We start from the raw sequence: 16842 nt of genomic DNA on the forward strand, positions 1-16842 counted from the left end.
GTGTGTTCGGCGCTCTGTTGTTTCGCTGGGTTTGCGGTGTGGTCGGCGCCCGGGCGGCTTGCCGGGGCGCGGCGTGATCCGGGTTCTGCTCGCCGATGATCATGCCGCGATCCGGGCCGGGATGCGGCTGATGCTGGAACAGGCCGACGACATCACCGTGGTCGGCGAGGCCGCCGACGGCGCGGTCGCGATCCGCCAAGCCGCCGCCCTGCGGCCCGACGTGGTGCTGATGGACATCCGGATGCCCGGCACCGACGGCATCAGCGCCACCCGCGAGATCACCGCGGCCGGGGTGAGCGACGTGCTGATGCTCACCACGTTCGACTTCGACGACTACCTGTTCGGCGCCCTGCGTGCCGGCGCCGCCGGTTTCCTGCTGAAATCGGTGGAACCGGCCGCCCTGATAGACGCTGTCCGCCGGGTAGCGGCCGGCGACGGCTTCCTGGCCCCCGAAGTGACCCGCCGCCTGCTCACCGCGTTCGCCGCCACCCAGCCGCCGGCGCCCACGCCGCTACCGGCCGCACTGGAATCACTCACCCTGCGGGAACGCGACGTGCTGGTCGCCCTGGGCCGCGGCCTGTCCAACGCCGACCTGGCCGCGGAACTGGCGATAAGCGAGGCCACCGCGAAGACCCACGTGTCCCGGGTCCTGGGCAAGCTGGGCTGCGCATCCCGGGTGCAGGCCGCGATCCTCGCAAAAGAAGCCGGCCTGGCGTAGCCCGGCCCCGTCCCCGGCCCCGGCCTGCACCGCCCGGGTGCCTGTTCCTGTCGCCTGCCGGTGCAGCGGCCCGACCGGTCGCGGGCTTGGCTGTCACTCATGGCTGCCGCAGCGAGGTCGGGGCGACCGTGGGTGACAGCTGGGTGGGGCCGGCTGTCGCTCAGGGCTGCTACGCCGGGGTTGGGGCGACCGTGGGTGACAGCTGGGCGGCGGCTGTCACTCAGGGCTGTCGCAATGCGGTGGGGACGACCGTGGGTGACAGCTGGGCGGCGGCTGTCGCTCAGGGCTGTCGTAATGCGGTGGGGGCGACCGTGGGTGACAGCTGGGCGGGGCGGCTGTCGCTCAGGGCTGTCGTAGCGAAGTCGGGGCGACCGTGGGTGACAGCTGGGCGGCGGCTGTCGCTCAGGGCTGTCGTAATGCGGTGGGGGCGACCGTGGGTGACAGCTGGGCGGGGCGGCTGTCGCTCAGGGCTGTGCTAGCGCGGTGGGGGCGACCATGGGTGACAGCCGGGTGGGGGTGGCTGTCGTTCGGGGCTGTCGTAGCGCGGTGGGGGCGACCGTGAGTGACAGCTGGAACTGGTGTTGGCGGGCGCGGCGGGGTGGTGAGTGTTGCCGAAGCGCGGGTGGGCCCAGCGGCCGGCCTCAAGACGGGCCGGGGCCGTCGGCTGGTGGGGGCGGGATGTAGGCCGGTGATCAGGGGGCTGGCGCGGGCGTCAGTGCCTGTTCATCTGCTTCTCGCGCAGGTCGGCGTGCATCTCCCAGGGTGCCTGCGGCAGCACGTCGCCCGTTTCCAGCAAGGATTTCAGGTTCGCCAGCACGGCGGGCCAGCCGGCGGCGACGGCTTCCACGTCGTCGGGGGTTGCCAGGTTCTCGTGGGTGACGGTGAGCCGGACGATGTCGTGGTGCGGTTCGATCAGGAAGGTCACCGTGGACGATTCGGGTGTGGCCGGTGAGCCCGCCTCCCCGAACGCCATCACGAGCTTGGTCGGCGGGGTGGCCTCGAGCACCACGCCGCCGCCGTCGGCGATGCCGGAGTCGTCGGTGCGGCGGTGTTCCCACGGCGAGCCGGGCTGCCAGTCGGAGATGTTGCTGTGTCCCCAGTATCGGCCGGTCAGGTCGGCGTCGGTGAGGGCCTCCCACACGCGCTGGGGGGTGGCGTGGATGTATGTCACGTACACGAAGGTGGGTTTGGTCTCGGGCATGCGGGGCTCCTCTGCGTGGCGGCGGATGTCGTCGAGGACCCGTAGCCTCGGCTCCTCGAACGGGGCGATCCAGCGTTGCTGCACCTCGTGGATGGGCACCGGGTTGAGGTAGTGCCATTTTTCCCGGCCGCGCCGGACGACGGTGATCAGGCCGGCGTCCTGCAACACGGTCAGGTGCTGTGTCACCGTCTGCCGTGTCATGTCCAGCCGGCCGCACAGGCGACCCAGGGTCTGGCCGTCCTCGGCGCGCAGGCTGTCGAGCAGCCGGCGGCGTGTCGGGTCGGCGAGCGCGCGGAACACCCTGTCCATGAGCTGCATTATGCAGTCGGGCGACTGCATGTTGTCAAGCGTGGCCCGCGATGGCGTACTCGACTGCTTCCTCGGGGGTGGAGACGTGCCGGATCCCCGGTACGGCGCTGCCGTCCGCCGTGGTGACCCGCCAGCCGCGCAGGGACAGCACCGGGATCCCGCCGCGGTGCTTCGCCAGCGCGACCTCGCTGAGCGTGCCCCAGGAGCCGCCGACGCTGATCACCGCGTCGGCGCTCCACACGATCACGGTGTTGCGCGCCTCGCCGAGGTTGGTGACGATCGTGGCCGACAGGTCGGGTGAGGCGTCCGCCGCGCTGTCACCGGGCCGTACCCCGATCACCAGCCCGCCGCGGGAGCGGGCGCCGGCGGCCACGGCGGCCATCACACCGCTCCCGCCGCCGCAGATCACCACCGCACCCCGCTCGGCGATCAGCTCACCGACCCGGCGCGCGAGCGCGGCCTCGGCCTCGGTGCAGTCGCGCGGCCCGCAGACGGCGATCTGGAACGGCATGCCCCGATGGTAGGGGCCGCCGGCGGCCCGGCCAGGATTTCGGAGGTACGACCATCCTGGTAGGACTGTTGCATGAGAGTACGGGCCGACCGCACCGGTGCCGCCACGGCCAGCGGCGGCGGGTTCGCGAACAGCGGTGTGGTGTACGGGCCGGTCAACGTCGTGTCGCAGCCGGTCGCGACGCCCACCTACCATCTGCGGATCCCGGACTTCGCACCCGCCGAGCTGGTGGGACGCGAACGGGAACTGGCGGAGATGGCGGCGTTCTGCACGGCGGCGCAGGCGGCACCGTACGTCTGGTGGCAGGCCTCCGCCTGGGCGGGCAAGTCCGCGCTGATGGCGTGGTTCGCGCTGAATCCGCCGCCTGGGGTGCGGATCGTCTCGTTCTTCGTCACGGCCCGGCAGGCGTACCAGAACGATCGCCACGCGTTCCTGGACGCGGTGATCGAACAGCTCGCCGCGCTGCTCGAGGAAGCCCGGCCGCAGGGGACGCTCCACAACCAGGACCTGATCTTCGCGGACCTGCTGGCCCGGGCGGCCCGGAGCTGCCGGGACGCGGGACAGCGGCTGATCCTGCTCGTGGACGGGCTGGACGAGGACTTCGCGCTCACCCTGACCTCCGGCGGGCACAGCGTGGTGGCCCTGCTTCCGGCCGCTCCACCGGCCGGGATGCGCGTCGTCGTCGCGAGCCGGCCGACTCCCGCTCTCCGGGGCCACCTGCGCGACGGTCATCCGCTGCTGGACCCGCTGACCGTCCGGACGCTGGAGAGGTCGCCGCAGGCGGCCGCAGCGGAACAGGACATGCAGCGGGAGCTGGACGAGCTGCTCCGCGGGCATCCGGCCGGACGGGATCTGCTCGGTCTGCTCGCGGTCGCGGGCGGCGGCCTGAGCGCGGCGGACCTGGCGGCGCTGGCGGGGCTGCCGGCCGACGAGGTCGCCGGTTACCTCACCACCGCGGCCGGGCGTTCGGTCCGATCCGTGCCGAGCCGGTGGAGTCCGGCCGCCGGGCGGCACGGTTATGCCCTCGGGCACGAGCAGCTGGCCGAGTTCGTCAAACGCCGGCTCGACCCGGCCGACCTGGCTGAGCGGCGGGATCGGCTGGCGCGCTGGGCGGAGGACTATCGGGTACGGCGTTGGCCTGCGGAAACACCCGAATATCTGCTACGGCCGTACGCCCAGATGTTGCACGGAATCAAGGATTTGTCGCACCTTGTGGCGGATGCCGCCGACCGGTTCCGCCATGACCGGATGCTCGCGGTGACCGGCAGCGACGCCGAGGCCATGCAGGAGATCGCCGAGGCGATGGACATCGTGGTGACCTCGCCGGAGCCGGATGTCGCTGCGCTCGGCCGGCTGGCCGTCCACCACAGCCGGCTCACCGAACGCAGCTCCAATTTCCCGGTCAAGCTTCCGGGCGCATGGGCGCTGCTCGGAGAGTACGGACGCGCCGAGGCGCTGGCCGATTCGATCCCCGACCCGTCCGTCCGGGGGAGGGCGCTGATCGAGGTCGCCAGGGCTACGGCGGTCGCCGGTGACCATGCCAGGGCACTGCGGGTCGCCGACTCGATCGGAGATCCGGAGATGCGGGGACTGGCGGTGCAACGGATCGTTGTCGCCATCGCACCGCACGCCCCGGCTCTGGCGGAGGAGATCGCCGAAAGGTTGACGGAACCCTATCGGAAGGGACGCGCGCTGGGCGCCGTGGCGAAAGCGGTCGGATCGACGGGTGATCACGCCAGGACCGTCGCGTTCGTCGAGCGCGTCGTCGCTCTGGCGCAATCGGTCCCCGAGGCGAAATGGCGCCACCACGCCATCATCGACGTGGCCTCCGCCTTGGTCTCTGCCGGAGATGCCGAGGGCGCCCTAGGGGTTGTCCGGGAGCAGGTCGACGACGACCTGCTCCGCTTAATGACGCTGGCATCGCTGGCAGAGGTGCTGGCACACGCCGGTCAGGCGGGGATGGCGGTGTCGCTCGCCGGCGAGGTCGAGCAGCTGGCCGCCGCTCAGGAGCACCCCATGATGGTGCGGCCGCTGGTGACGAGGACGTTCGCCGTCGCCGGTGAGCTGACTCGCGCCCGTGGCATGATCCCCGCGTCCAGTCCTGCCGACGAGGCGGCCGAACTCGCTGATCTCGCCGTCAGCGTCGGCCGGTGCGGCATGCAAGCCGTTGCCGAGCGCCTGATTGCCGAGGCCAAGACGGCGGCGACATCGATTGGCAGCGTGCGCCGGTATGACTTGGCGCGGGCTCGGGCCGGGGCTGCGGTGGCGCGTGCGGCCGCGGCTCTGGGCGATTTCGGCGAGGCTCTCGTCACCGCCAAGGGGATTCCGCAGGCCGAGAGGCGCTTGGCCGTGCTCGTCGACATCGCGATGACGGCAACGGCAGCCGCCGATCAGGGTGCGGCCCGCGCGGTCCTGCTCGAAGTCGAGGGTGCTGCTCGCTCCATGCGGAACTGGCGCCGTGACACCCGCAGGCTGGCATCCCTGAGCACCGAGCTGATCGAAGTCGGTGACTCGTCGCGTGCCGACTCCCTTGCCGGCTTGGTCGATGAAGCCCGATTGCGGGACCGCTCGGCGGACGAGGGCCGCTACGACACTCGGCGGAGCTGGGGCATCAGGACGGCGAAAATCAAGCCGATGTTGGACGGTGTGGCAGGGCGGCATCGGGGTGTCTACTCCCTAGAGACCGCTGACCGGCGGGAGGACGCCCTGGCCGCGGTCGCTGCTGCTGTCGCCGAAGCAGGCGAGATCGATCGTGCGGAGAACATCATCGGCCTCATCGTCGGCGAGGAGCAACGGAAACTGGCCGCGATCCGATTGGCGAAGGTGCTTGCCCAGGCCGGAGAGTTCGACACGGCTGTGGCCCGGGTTGGCGGTATCGGCGGATCCCCGCAACGTTGCCGGGGCTTCGGTGTCCTCGCGCAGGTTGCCGCTCGGCGGGGGGATACCCGGCGGGTCGACGCCTTGATCAAGGAGATCGTGGACCCCGATGTGCTCAGTGCTGCCCAGGCCGATCTCGCCCTTCTGGCCGCCGAGGCAGGCGAGCAGGTGCGCGCTCACGGACTCGCCATGAGCATCCCCGACCGGCCGATCCGGATGAGAGTGCTGGCCCACCTCGCAGTGGTGGCGGCCGAGTCCGGGGACAATGATCATGCGGAGTTGCTGGTCGGCCTGATCCGCAGGACGATCCACCATGCGCCTGCGCTGGCCGAAGTGGTGGCGGTCTTCGTCGAGGGAGGCCACCTTGATCGAGCGGAGGCGCTTGCCGCGTCGGACCTTCTGGACCCCTCGATCCGGCATGCCGTCGTCCGGCCGCTGATCGAGGCGTTTGTGAAGGCAGGTGAGCTCGCGAGAGCCGAGGTGCTGGCCCGGCTGATCCCCAAGGCGGAGCAGCAGGCGGAGGCACTGGCGGTCATCGCGCTCGAGGCGCCGCCGCCGATTGCCGTTCCGCTGATCGCGGAGGCGTTCCGGCTGGGGGACTGGAGTGTTCCGCTGCGTGCCGCGGCCGCTATCTCGCCGGCGGTGCTGGCGGCCGTTGCGGACGAGCATCTGCGCCTCGCCGAGGACGAGGACTGAGGGCTTTCGGACGTATTTGTCGGTTAAAGAGGTGTTGACCAGGACCGGCCGGGATCATGTCGTTATGCGAGCGACTCACGTTGTCCCGACCGGGGTGGAGCGGACGTTCGGTGAGGACGAGATCATCGTTACCAAGACGGACACCAAGGGCGTGCTGACGTACGCCAACAAGGTGTTCCTGCGCCTGTCCGCGCTCACCGAGGCCGAGGCGATCGGCCGGCCGCACAGTCTGATCCGGCACCCGGAGATGCCGCGGTCGGTGTTCAAGCTGCTGTGGGACAGCCTCAAGGATCGGCAGGAGCTGTTCGCGTACGTGGTCAACCTCGCCTCCGACGGCGCGCACTACTGGGTGCTGGCCCATGTGACGCCGTCGTTCGACGAGCGCGGGCAGGTGGTCGGCTACCACTCCAGCCGGCGCAAACCGGACCGGGCCGCGGTCGCCGCGGCGCAGGAACTCTACGGCCGGCTGCGGGCCGAGGAGCGCCGGTACGACAACCCGCGGGCGGCCCTGGACGCGGGCTGGGAGATGCTCCAGTCGACGTTGTCGGGACGCGGGCAGACGTACGACCAGTTCGTCTGGGAACTCACGAACGCGGGTGCCTCGTGATCCGGCGCGGTGGCGGCGTTCCGCCGGCCGGTCCCGGCGCGGACCCGCTGGAGCTGATCGCCCAGGTCTGCGAGGCGGCGGCGGCCGGTGACTTCGAGCAGCGGGTCCCGGCGATCGGGGAGAGGCCGAACGCCGACCGGGCCCGGGACGCGGTGAACAACCTGCTCGACATCACCGACGCGTTCATCCGTGAGTCCGGCGCCGCGCTGGCCGCGGCCGCCGAGGGCCGGTTCCACCGGCAGTTCCTCACCCGGGGGCTGCGCGGGGCGTACCGCAGCGCCGCCGCGCAGATCTCCCAGTCCAGCGCGGAGATGGCCCGGTCGGCGGCCCGGGTCGAGCAGGCCGCGCACGCCCGCCTCGCCCTCGCCGACGAGCTGGAGTCGGCGGTGCTCACCGTGTCCGAGCAGGTGGCGACGGCCGCCACCGAGATGGGTTCGACGGCGAACGGGCTGGCCGACTTCGCCCGCGAGGCGGTGGGCAGCGCCGAGCGGGGGCTGACCACTGTCACGTCGTTGCGCACCTCGTCGGACCAGATCCGCCGAGCCGTCGACCTGATCAACGCGGTGGCGGCGCAGACCCGGTTACTGGCGTTGAACGCGACGATCGAGGCGGCCCGGGCCGGTGAGGCGGGGCGCGGCTTCAGCGTGGTCGCGGGCGAGGTGAAGACTCTCGCGACGGAGACGAGCGCGTCCAGCGAGGAGATTCTGGCGCAGGTCAACACGGTGCAGCATGCGGCCGGCGACGCGGTACGCGTGCTCGAGGAGGTGACCGCCAGCATCCGGGAGATGAGCGGCCTGGTGGACGGCATCGCGAACGCCGTGGACGGTGGACCGGGTGCCGGCACCGGACTGGCCCAGCTGGCCGAGGTGCTGCGCGGCGAGGTCAACCGATTCGTGGCGACGGCCCGCGAGTCGTGACGGGCGACGGCCCGGTGGTCATGACCTGCCGGGCGTCCACCGCTGCTCGTGGAGGCGTTCGAAGCCGTCCAGCATGAGGTCGAGGGCGAACTCGAACTCGAACTGGTCGTCGCAGCCGGACCCGACGACCGACCCGTTCTCGTGGGCGGCGGCCGCCGCGACCTCGGCCACGTGCGGGAACGCCAGGGCCAGTTCGGGTGGTGGCGGCCCGGCCTGCGGGCCGGTGGTGTAGAGCTCCTGCGTGAAGCCGAGCACCCGGCTGCCGAGCGCGTGCATGACGTGGTGGGTGAGGTCGACGGAGAGGCCGCCGCGGCGGAACATGCCGATCACCGAGTCGAGGTACGCCAGGACGGCCGGCGTGGGCGCCTGACGGGTTTCGATCGCCCGGGACGCCCACCGGTGCCGCAGCATGGTCTGCCGGGCGGACAGGATCCGCCGGCGGACCGCCGTCTTCCAGTCGGTGTCGTGGCCGGGTGCCTCGATCGCGCCGACCACGGTGTCGAGCATGCCGTCGAGCAGTTCGTCCTTGTTGGCCACGTGCTTGTAGAGGGCCATCGGGACCACATCCAGCTCCTGCGCGAGCCGGCGCATGCTCAGCGATTCGATGCCGGTGCTGTCGGCCAGCTCGATCGCGGCGCGCAGGACCCGGTCGCGGCTCAGGGGCGGGCGGTTTGTCACGGTCGAACATTATCGCCCTTGACAGGTGTACGCCGTACACCTCACGCTGGTGTACGGCGTACACCAGAGGAGGTTGCGATGAAGGCGATCGTGCAGAACCGGTACGGCGGACCGGACGTCCTGTCCTACGACGACGTGCCCCGCCCGGCCGTGGACGGTGACCGGGTGCTCGTGCGGGTGCGTGCGGCGGCTCTGAACGCGTGGGACTGGCACGTTGTGCGCGGCGACCCGGCCGTGTCCCGGCTCGCCTTCGGGCTGACCCGGCCCCGCAACCGCGTCCGGGGCCGTGACCTGGCCGGAGTGGTCGAGGAGGTCGGCCCGGCGGTGACCCGGTTCCGGCCCGGTGACGAGGTGTTCGGCGACGCCGGAGCGGCCGAGGGCGCGTTCGCCGAGTACGCCGCCGTCGCCGAGAACCTGCTCGCCGTCAAGCCGCCGGACGTCACGTTCGAGCAGGCGGCGGCGGTGCCCCTGGCCGGGCTCACCGCCCTGCGCGGGGTCCGGGACGTCGGGCGGGCCGGTCCCGGCCGCCGGATCCTGATCAACGGGGCGTCGGGTGGGGTGGGCACGTTCGCCGTGCAACTGGCCGGTCGGCTCGGCGCCGAGGTGACCGCGGTGTGCAGCGGCCGGAACGCGGACCTGGTCCGCTCGCTCGGCGCCGATCACGTGATCGACTACACCCGCGCCGACTTCACCGCCGGCGGTCAGCGGTACGACGTGGTGCTCGACCTGGTGGGCAACCGGTCGCTGGGGGAGTGCCGCGGCGTGCTGAACCCGGGCGGGACACTGATCCTCAGCGGCGGCGGGGTGTACGAGGGCGGCAGCCTCCTCGGCCCGATGGGCCTGGTGATCCGTGGCCGGGTGGCGTCCCGGCTCGCCCGGGACCGCCGGGTCGTGGTGCTGGAGACCGCCCCCGACCGGGCGGTTCTCGACGTCCTCGCCGGAATGGTGTCGGCCGGCACGCTGACCCCGGCGATCGCCCGGACCTGGCCGCTGGCGGCGACGGCGGACGCGATCCGGCACCTGGAGACCGGGCACGCGTCCGGGAAACTCGTCGTCACGGTGTGAAACGCATACGCCGCCGCAACATCCCGTCGGCTTGGGTGGATGCCGGACCCACTCCGCGACGGTGGGTGCCGGACCCACTGCGCGACGACGGGGAGGACCGTGACCATGGGCTCGAGATCCGCACACGGCATCGGCCGGCGACGGCTGATCACCTGGGGCGGGCTGGCGGCGGCCGGTGCGCCGCTGGCCGGCGCCGGCAGCGGCCACGCCGCTCCGGGCGGGCACGACCGGATCCCGCCGGACACCCGGCCCGGCGGGGCGTACGACAGGTACGTGGCGCGCCTCGCCGCCGAGGGGACGTTCTCCGGCGTGGTCCTGCTGGCACACCGGGGCCGGACGGTGCTGTCCCGTGCGTACGGCCTGGCCGACCGCGAGCGGGGAATCCGCAACCAGGAGGGAACGGCGTTCGCCCTCAGCTCCGCGGGCAAACCGTTCCACGCGGTGGCCGTCCTGCGACTGGCGCAGCAGGGCAGGCTACGGCTGACCGACACGGTGGGCGAGCACCTGACCGGCTTCGCCCCGGAGATCGCCGAGCGGGTGACGATCCACCACCTGCTCTCCGGCACCTCCGGGCTGGCCGCCCCCGCCGAGGACGTGTCGCGGGTCTTCGGCAGCCGGCGGGAGGTGCACGAGTACTACCGGCAGCGGGCCCGGCAGGCGCGGCCGGTCGGCGTGCCCGGCCTGCCCACCGGCGGCCACGCCGAACCCGAGGTCACCATCCCGGCGCTGATCGTCGAGGCGGTGACCGGCACGACGTACTGGGACCACGTCGAGGAGCACATCTTCCGGCGCTGCGGCATGACCGGGTCGGGCTTCTTCATCCGGCCGCGGTGGCTCACCGACCGGCATCTCGCGCACCCGTACCTCACGCTCGCCGACGGCAGCCGGGTCGACGGGGTCCGCCACCTGGACGTGGGCAGCCCGCTGGAGCACGTGCGGGGCAAGAATCCCGGTCGCGCGTTCGTCGACGCGCCCGGCGACGGCGGTTTCGCCACCGCACCGGATCTCGTGCGGTTCGCCGAAGGACTGCGCGACGGCACGCTGCTGGACCGGCCCTGGGCCGACGTCCTCACCGGGGCGAAGGCGCCGCAGGGCCCGGCGTCGTTCGCCGGGTACGGGATCTCGCTCGACATCGTCGGCGGCCAGTGGGTCTTCCAGCGGGCCGGCGGAAACCCCGGTGTCTGCGCCAACTGGAGCATCTACCCGTCGACCGGCTGGGTGGGAGTGATCCTCGGCAACACCGACGGCCAGCCGCTGGTCGAGATGATGGCGCAGGAGACGCTGGCCGTCACCGGGGCCGCCCCGGACGGCGGTGGCTCGGGTGGCTGAGACGTCCGGGGGCACGCGCCGGCCCGTACTCCTCGGCCTGGCCCTGCTCGGTGTGGCAGGTGTGCTGTTCGTCCTGCGGCGTCCGCTGCTGATGTCCGCCCCGCGGTGCCTGGCCGGGCGCTGGCACGGCTGCTACGACACGGCGAACGGCGTGCTGCTCGTGACGCTCGCCAGCCTCCCGGTCGCCGTCCTGGCGGCGTGGGTGCTGGCGCGCCTGCGGCGTACGGATGGCTCCGGGGTGTTCCGGATGTCGCTGGCCGAGGTGGGCATGATCTACGGGACGGTGCCGTTCGTCTGGCTGACCCTGATGCCCGGACCGGGCGCCGGCGTCGTGCCCGGCCGGGTCAGCCTGGTCCCACTGCGCGACCTGGTCACGATGGGTCCGGTCGGGATCGGCGGCAACCTGCTGATCTTCGCGGCGCTGGGGTTCTTCGCCCCGATGCGGTTCGCGGCGTGCGCGTCGCTGCCGCGGATCCTGGCGCTCGGTGCCGGCTGCGCCGTCGTGGTCGAGGTCGCGCAGTACGTCCTGCGGCTGGACCGGGTGTCCTCCGTCGACGACGTCCTGGTCAACGCCGCCGGGGCGATGCTGGCCGGGTGGGTGTCCCGGCGCTGGTGGCGGCGCCCGGCGGAGGTGACCGCGGATCCTAGGCTGCCGGCATGCGGGTACTGATCGTGGAGGACGAGCCCTACCTGGCCGAGGCGGTCCGGGACGGCCTGCGGCTGGCGGCGATCGCCGCCGACATCGCCGGCGACGGGGACACCGCCCTGGAACTTCTCGGCGTCAACGCGTACGACCTCGCGGTCCTCGACCGCGACATCCCCGGGCCCTCCGGGGACGAGATCGCCCGGCACATCGTCGCCACCGGCAGCCGGATCCCGATCCTGATGCTGACCGCCGCGGACCGGATCGACGACAAGGCCTCGGGCTTCGGGCTCGGTGCCGACGACTACCTCACCAAGCCGTTCGACCTGCGGGAACTCGTCCTGCGGCTGCGGGCCCTGCACCGCCGGCGCGCCTACGCCCGGCCGCCGGTCCACGAGATCGCGGGCCTGCGGCTGGACCCGTTCCGCCGGGAGGTGCACCGCGACGGGCGCCAGGTCGCGCTCACCCGCAAACAGTTCGCGGTGCTGGAGGTCCTGGTCGCTGCCGGTGGCGGGGTGATCAGTGCCGAGGACCTGCTGGCCCGGGCGTGGGACGAGAACGCCGACCCGTTCACCAACGCCGTGCGCATCACCGTCTCCGCCCTGCGCAAACGGCTCGGCGAACCGTGGATCATCGCGACCGTGCCGGGCGCCGGCTACCGGATCGACACGGGCACCGGCAGCGACGCGGGCGGCCCGGATGCGTAGACGCCGCGGGCTCAGCGCCCGGCTCAAACTCGCCCTCAGCTACGCCGGTTTCCTCGCGGTCGCGTTCGCCCTGCTGCTCGGCGTGGTCCAGATGTTCCTGCTGCGTTACGTGCCGGACAACTCGCAGGGCCTGCTCGGGATCTCGCCCAACCGCTGGCTGCTGATGCACATGTTCGCCCCCGCCGCGGCCGTGGCCGGGGTCGTCCTGCTCGTTTTCGGCCTGGTCGGGGGCTGGCTGCTGGCCGGCCGGATGCTCGGACCCCTCACCCGGATCACCGAGGCCGCGCGCCGGGCCGGTACGGGTTCGCTGTCCCACCGGATCCGGATGGCGGGCCGGCGCGACGAGTTCCGGGAGCTCTCCGACGCGTTCGACGCGATGCTGGAACAACTCGAGTCGCACGTCGCCGAGCAGCAGCGGTTCGCCGCGAACGCCTCGCACGAGTTGCGCACCCCGCTGGCCGTCAGCCGGACCCTGCTCGACGTCGCCCGCACGGACCCGGCCCGCGACCAGGGCGAGCTGATCGAGCGCCTGCACGCCGTCAACCAGCGGGCGATCGACCTCACCGAGGCCCTGCTGCTGCTCAGCCGCAGCGGCCGGGGGACGTTCGCCCGTGACCGCGTCGACCTGTCCCTGCTCGCCGAGGAGGCCGCCGAGACGCTGCTTCCGCTGGCCGAGCGGCGCGGGATCACACTGGGCGTCACCGGCGGCCCGGCCCGGGCCGGCGGCTCCGCGGAACTGCTGCTGCGGATGGTGACGAACCTGATCCAGAACGCCGTCGTGCACAACCTCGACGGCGGCCGCGTGACGGTGCACACCGGCGAGCACGGCGGCGCCGGGGTGCTGCGGGTCGAGAACACCTGCGACCCGCTGCCGGCGGAGCTGGTGCCGACCCTCACCGAGCCCTTCCGGCGCGGCACCGATCGGGTACGCACGGACGGTCACGCCGGTGCCGGACTGGGCCTGGCGATCGTGCACAGCATCGTCCGCGCCCACCACGGCACCCTGGACCTGACGCCCGGCCCGGCCGGTGGGCTGCTCGTCACGGTTCGGCTGCCTGGTTGAGTGGTACTACCAGTACACCGATCATCGGTGCCACGACCGCCCCGGTTGTGGTGAGCTGGTAAGAGCACGTCAGTACCGCGCCATCGGAGGACATCATTCGCACTGTCAACGCCATCGCCGCCGTCTCCGCCACCGAGCCGCTCGTGCGCACCACCATCGAGCGGCGCGACGTCGGGGCGCGCGATGTTCTGATCGAGATCCGCTACGCCGGCATCTGCCACTCCGACATCCACACCGTCCGTGGCGAGTGGGGCACCGTGCCCTACCCGCTCACCGTCGGCCACGAGATCGTCGGGGTGGTGGCCGAGGTCGGCGGCGAGGTCAGCAAGTACGCCGTGGGTGACCGGGTCGGCGTCGGCTGCATGGTCAACTCGTGCCGCGAGTGCGAGAACTGCCGGGCCGGGCAGGAGCAGTACTGCCTGAAGGGCAACACCGGCACCTACGCGGCGGTCGACCGGGACGGCACCGTCACGCAGGGCGGGTACTCCACCCACATCGTGGTCGACGAGGACTTCGTGCTGCGGGTGCCGGAGGCGATCCCGTACGAGAAGGCGGCGCCCCTGCTCTGCGCGGGGATCACCACCTACTCGCCGCTGTCGCACTGGAACGCCGGCCCGGGCAAGAAGGTCGCCGTCGTCGGTCTCGGCGGTCTCGGCCACATGGCCGTCAAGATCGCGGCCGCGATGGGGGCCGACGTCACCGTGCTGTCGCAGACGCTGGGCAAGAAGGACGACGGGCTCGCGTTCGGCGCCTCGGCCTACCACGCGACGAGTGACCCGGCGACCTTCGAGACGCTGAAGAACAGCTTCGACCTGATCATCAACACGGTGAGCGCCAAGATCGACATGGCCTCGTACCTGCGCCTGCTGCGCCTCGACGGCACGTTCGTCAGCGTCGGCGCGCCGCCGGAGCCGCTGCCGGTGCCGGTGTTCGCCCTGTTCGGCGCTCGCCGGTCGTTCGCCGGCTCCAGCATCGGCGGCATCGCCGAGACCCAGGAGATGCTGGACTTCTGCGCCGAGCGCGGCATCGCCCCCGAGGTCGAGCTGATCAGCGCCGACCAGGTCAACGAGGCGTACGAGCGGGTACTCAAGTCCGACGTCCGCTACCGTTTCGTGATCGACGCCGAGACGCTGCGCTGAGCCGGTCCGGCCCTCCTGCCGCTCCGCTCACCCGGCGGGCGGGAGGAGGGCCGGGTCGAAGACGGTGGCGGCAAGCCGCTGCACGTACGGGCCCTCGGAGCCGGATCTCCCCGAGGGCCGCGGGCATGCTGCGGTCATCGAATATGGCACTGGTCACGAGCCCGAACCCTGAGGCGGCGGCCCGGCCCGCCGATTGTCGCCACATGCCGAAGTTCGAACGCCTCACCTTCCCGCCGGTGCCGCCCGGCGCCCGCCTGGTGCGCATCGTCCCGCCGGTGGGCCGCATCTCCCACCGGACGGCCGCCCGGTTCGCCAACCCCGGTCAGCTCGGTTTGCCCGCGGCCCCGGACTGAGGATCCGCGGCGAGAAGTTCGCCGAGCCGCTGGATCACCGCCCGTTGCGGCCCGGTCAGCGAGCCGGTCCAGAAGTCCACGCCGAGCGGCACGACCGGCGCGGTGTCCGCGGTGACTGTCGCGGCGAGCGGGGCGAGCAGCGCCGCCAGGTCGCTCGCGGCCCGCTCGATCGCGTCGTCGCCGCTCCCGTCGTGCAGGGCCGCGAACTGCCGGGCGACCTGCGCCATGACGTCGAGCTGGCCGGGGTCGCTCATCCGGGCGTACAGCTCGGTGACCACCTCGGTGTCGCCGATCAGGTGGTGCACCAGCACGGCGTGGTCGCGTTCGGTGGCGTGCAGCTCGGGCGCGTTCGCCGCGAGCCGGGCCAGGTAGCGCTCCGCGCCGGCCGGGACGTCCGCGCTCACCTGCCGGCTCCGGACCTCGGCGATGATCTCGCGCTGGCGGGTGAGCCGGTCGATCCGGTCCCGCAGCTCGCGGTCCAGCTCGTCGAGCACGTCCCCGGTGGCCGCGCCCGCCGTGCCGCCGTCGTCGAGCAGCGCGGCGACCCGGCCGAGCGGGATGCCGAGCCCGGTGAGCCGTTTGATCCGCAGCAGCCTGGCGAGCGTGCCTAGGTCGTACTCCCGGTAGCCGTTGGAACTCCGCGGCGGCTCCGGGAGGATGCCGAGCCGGTGGTAGTGCCGCAGGGTGCGCACGGTGACGCCGGCGAGCTCCGCGACTTCCCGGCTGCGCATGTCAGGCCTCCTTCCCAGCGGACGCGGCAGCGGTGGCCGGGTCGGACGCGGTGGCCGGATCCAGGCACCGCAGCGCGGGGGACCGGGCCGCGACCGCTGCGGCAAGTGCCCAGACCACGGCCAGGCCGATCGCCGCCACGCCGATCTCCGTCCGATGGGTGATCACCGCGGCCGCCACGACGCCCAGCGCCGGCGCCGCCGTCAGGACCGCGTTCTGGCTGCCCAGCACCCGGCCACGCAGGTGCTCCGGCACCCGTTCCAGGGACAGCACACCCATCAGACCGCCCAGCCACCCGCTCGACAGACCCACCACTCCGGCGCCCACCAGCAGCAGCCAGGTGGCCGGCAGCAGCGCGACGAGGACGAACCCGCCCACCGTACCGGCAAAACAGATCAGCATCCCGGCTCGCCGGGAGCCGCGGGCACCCAGCCCGGCGTACGCACCGGCGCCGGCCAGGCTGCCGAAGGCCAGCGCGCTGAGCACGAAACCGAGTTGCGCCTCGTCCCCCGACGCCAGGAAGTGCACCGGCAGCACCAGGCTCTGCAGTCCGGACAGCACGACGACCATCACCAGGCTGACACCCGTGGTCACCCGCAGGAACGGGCTGGCCCACAGGTGGTGCAGGCCGACCAGCAGGCGTGGGCGCCCGGGCTTCTCGGCGACCCGCTCGATCCGGCCGACCTCGTGCGGGATGAGCAGGGTGATCAGGGCCGCGGCCGCGGAGGTGGCCGCGGTGACCCACAGGACGGCCGTTCCGTCCAGCAGCAGGAAGAGCGCGCCGGCCAGGGCGGGACCGATCAGCACGGCGAGCGCGCCAGCGCTCTCCCGGAGCCCGACCAGCTGTTCCGCCGCCATCCCGCTGTGCCGGACCACCGCCGGCAGCAGCGCCTCCCGGGCGGTCATCCCGGGCACGTCACCGAGCGAGCCGAGCACGCCGAACAGGATGAACCAGGCGAGCGTGAGGCCCGTCGCCCGATCGACAAGCGGCAGCGCGGCGACGGCGGCGGCGGAGATCAGGTCGGTCACCACCGAGGCGGTACGCCGGTTGATCCGGTCGATCACCACGCCGGCGAACAGGCCGGCCAGCACCGCCGGGACGACGGTCGCGGCGGCCAGCGCCCCGGCGCTCAGCACACTGCCGGTGACCTGGAGCAGCACCAGCGGCAGGGCGACGGCGGCGATCGCGTTGCCGAACAGGGACAACAGATGGGAGCAGAGGTACGCGGTGGCTGTCAGTCTCACGCCGACGAGTCCAAACCATGACGTCGCGTCGGGGTCAAGCTGTGTTCTCGGCCAC

16 protein-coding genes are annotated in these 16842 nt (G+C 72.4%); 11 read left to right on the top strand and 5 right to left on the bottom strand.

Translation table 11 applies throughout. The annotated features are described in order from the left end of the window. Positions 1 to 121: 121 nt before the first annotated feature. Positions 122 to 718, top strand: a complete 597-nt coding sequence (locus tag LPA41_RS11245) for a response regulator transcription factor (RefSeq protein ID WP_229070180.1) — start codon at positions 122 to 124, stop codon at positions 716 to 718. Between the two features lie 712 nt (positions 719 to 1430). Here LPA41_RS11245 and LPA41_RS11250 read toward each other — a convergent pair. Both LPA41_RS11250 and LPA41_RS11255 read right to left on the bottom strand, forming a co-directional pair. Continuing rightward, complete coding sequence (locus LPA41_RS11250) at positions 1431 to 2228, bottom strand: metalloregulator ArsR/SmtB family transcription factor (protein ID WP_229070049.1); 798 nt, start codon at positions 2226 to 2228, stop codon at positions 1431 to 1433. Positions 2229 to 2262: 34 nt separating this feature from the next. Continuing rightward, complete coding sequence (locus LPA41_RS11255; protein ID WP_229070050.1) at positions 2263 to 2739, bottom strand: TIGR00725 family protein; 477 nt, start codon at positions 2737 to 2739, stop codon at positions 2263 to 2265. Positions 2740 to 3180: 441 nt separating this feature from the next. On the opposite strand from LPA41_RS11255, the gene LPA41_RS11260 reads away from it, so the two are divergent. From LPA41_RS11260 to LPA41_RS42445, 3 genes are all read left to right on the top strand, one after another. Then, a complete protein-coding gene (locus LPA41_RS11260) occupies positions 3181 to 6312 on the top strand; it encodes a hypothetical protein (RefSeq protein ID WP_229070051.1) in 3132 nt (1043 codons plus the stop codon). A 64-nt stretch (positions 6313 to 6376) separates the two neighbouring features. Next, positions 6377 to 6919 carry a PAS domain-containing protein gene (locus LPA41_RS11265; RefSeq protein ID WP_229070052.1) on the top strand — a complete coding sequence of 181 codons (543 nt, stop codon included), beginning with the start codon at positions 6377 to 6379 and terminating at the stop codon, positions 6917 to 6919. Further along, on the top strand, positions 6916 to 7836 hold the full coding sequence (locus LPA41_RS42445) for a methyl-accepting chemotaxis protein (RefSeq protein ID WP_308036541.1): 921 nt from the start codon (positions 6916 to 6918) through the stop codon (positions 7834 to 7836). The genes LPA41_RS11265 and LPA41_RS42445 overlap by 4 nt, the downstream gene beginning before the upstream one ends. Before the next feature lie 18 nt (positions 7837 to 7854). Here LPA41_RS42445 and LPA41_RS11275 read toward each other — a convergent pair whose 3' ends face one another. Then, on the bottom strand, positions 7855 to 8514 hold the full coding sequence (locus LPA41_RS11275; RefSeq protein WP_229070053.1) for a TetR/AcrR family transcriptional regulator: 660 nt from the start codon (positions 8512 to 8514) through the stop codon (positions 7855 to 7857). A 78-nt stretch (positions 8515 to 8592) separates the two neighbouring features. Between LPA41_RS11275 and LPA41_RS11280 the strand changes: the two genes are divergently transcribed. The 7 genes from LPA41_RS11280 (at position 8593) to LPA41_RS11310 (ending at position 14813) form a co-directional block, all read left to right on the top strand. Next, positions 8593 to 9579, top strand: coding sequence for an NAD(P)-dependent alcohol dehydrogenase (locus LPA41_RS11280; protein WP_229070054.1), 987 nt, complete (start codon positions 8593 to 8595; stop codon positions 9577 to 9579). 105 nt (positions 9580 to 9684) lie between these two features. Beyond that, positions 9685 to 10908 (top strand): serine hydrolase, encoded by a 1224-nt coding sequence (locus LPA41_RS11285; protein ID WP_229070055.1) that lies wholly within the window; start codon positions 9685 to 9687, stop codon positions 10906 to 10908. Further along, positions 10901 to 11578: a VanZ family protein gene (locus tag LPA41_RS11290; protein ID WP_229070056.1), complete on the top strand. Its 678-nt coding sequence runs from the start codon at positions 10901 to 10903 to the stop codon at positions 11576 to 11578. Before LPA41_RS11285 ends, LPA41_RS11290 begins: the two co-directional genes overlap by 8 nt. Further along, positions 11566 to 12258 carry a response regulator transcription factor gene (locus LPA41_RS11295; RefSeq protein WP_229070057.1) on the top strand — a complete coding sequence of 231 codons (693 nt, stop codon included), beginning with the start codon at positions 11566 to 11568 and terminating at the stop codon, positions 12256 to 12258. Before LPA41_RS11290 ends, LPA41_RS11295 begins: the two co-directional genes overlap by 13 nt. Continuing rightward, positions 12251 to 13321: a HAMP domain-containing sensor histidine kinase gene (locus LPA41_RS11300; protein WP_229070058.1), complete on the top strand. Its 1071-nt coding sequence runs from the start codon at positions 12251 to 12253 to the stop codon at positions 13319 to 13321. The genes LPA41_RS11295 and LPA41_RS11300 overlap by 8 nt, the downstream gene beginning before the upstream one ends. Positions 13322 to 13416: 95 nt before the next feature. Continuing rightward, a complete protein-coding gene (locus LPA41_RS11305) occupies positions 13417 to 14460 on the top strand; it encodes an NAD(P)-dependent alcohol dehydrogenase (protein ID WP_229070181.1) in 1044 nt (347 codons plus the stop codon). Between the two features lie 203 nt (positions 14461 to 14663). Continuing rightward, entirely contained in the window at positions 14664 to 14813 is a 150-nt protein-coding gene (locus tag LPA41_RS11310; RefSeq protein ID WP_229070059.1) for a hypothetical protein, read from the top strand. Here LPA41_RS11310 and LPA41_RS11315 read toward each other — a convergent pair. Next, a complete protein-coding gene (locus tag LPA41_RS11315; RefSeq protein ID WP_229070060.1) occupies positions 14783 to 15544 on the bottom strand; it encodes a MerR family transcriptional regulator in 762 nt (253 codons plus the stop codon). The two genes, LPA41_RS11310 and LPA41_RS11315, sit on opposite strands and share 31 nt — an antisense overlap. Position 15545: 1 nt before the next feature. After that, complete coding sequence (locus tag LPA41_RS11320) at positions 15546 to 16787, bottom strand: MFS transporter (protein WP_229070061.1); 1242 nt, start codon at positions 16785 to 16787, stop codon at positions 15546 to 15548. Between the last annotated feature and the right edge of the window lie 55 nt (positions 16788 to 16842).

The sequence above is a fragment of the Actinoplanes sp. DH11 genome, from assembly GCF_020873875.1.
Lineage (GTDB): Bacteria > Actinomycetota > Actinomycetes > Mycobacteriales > Micromonosporaceae > Actinoplanes.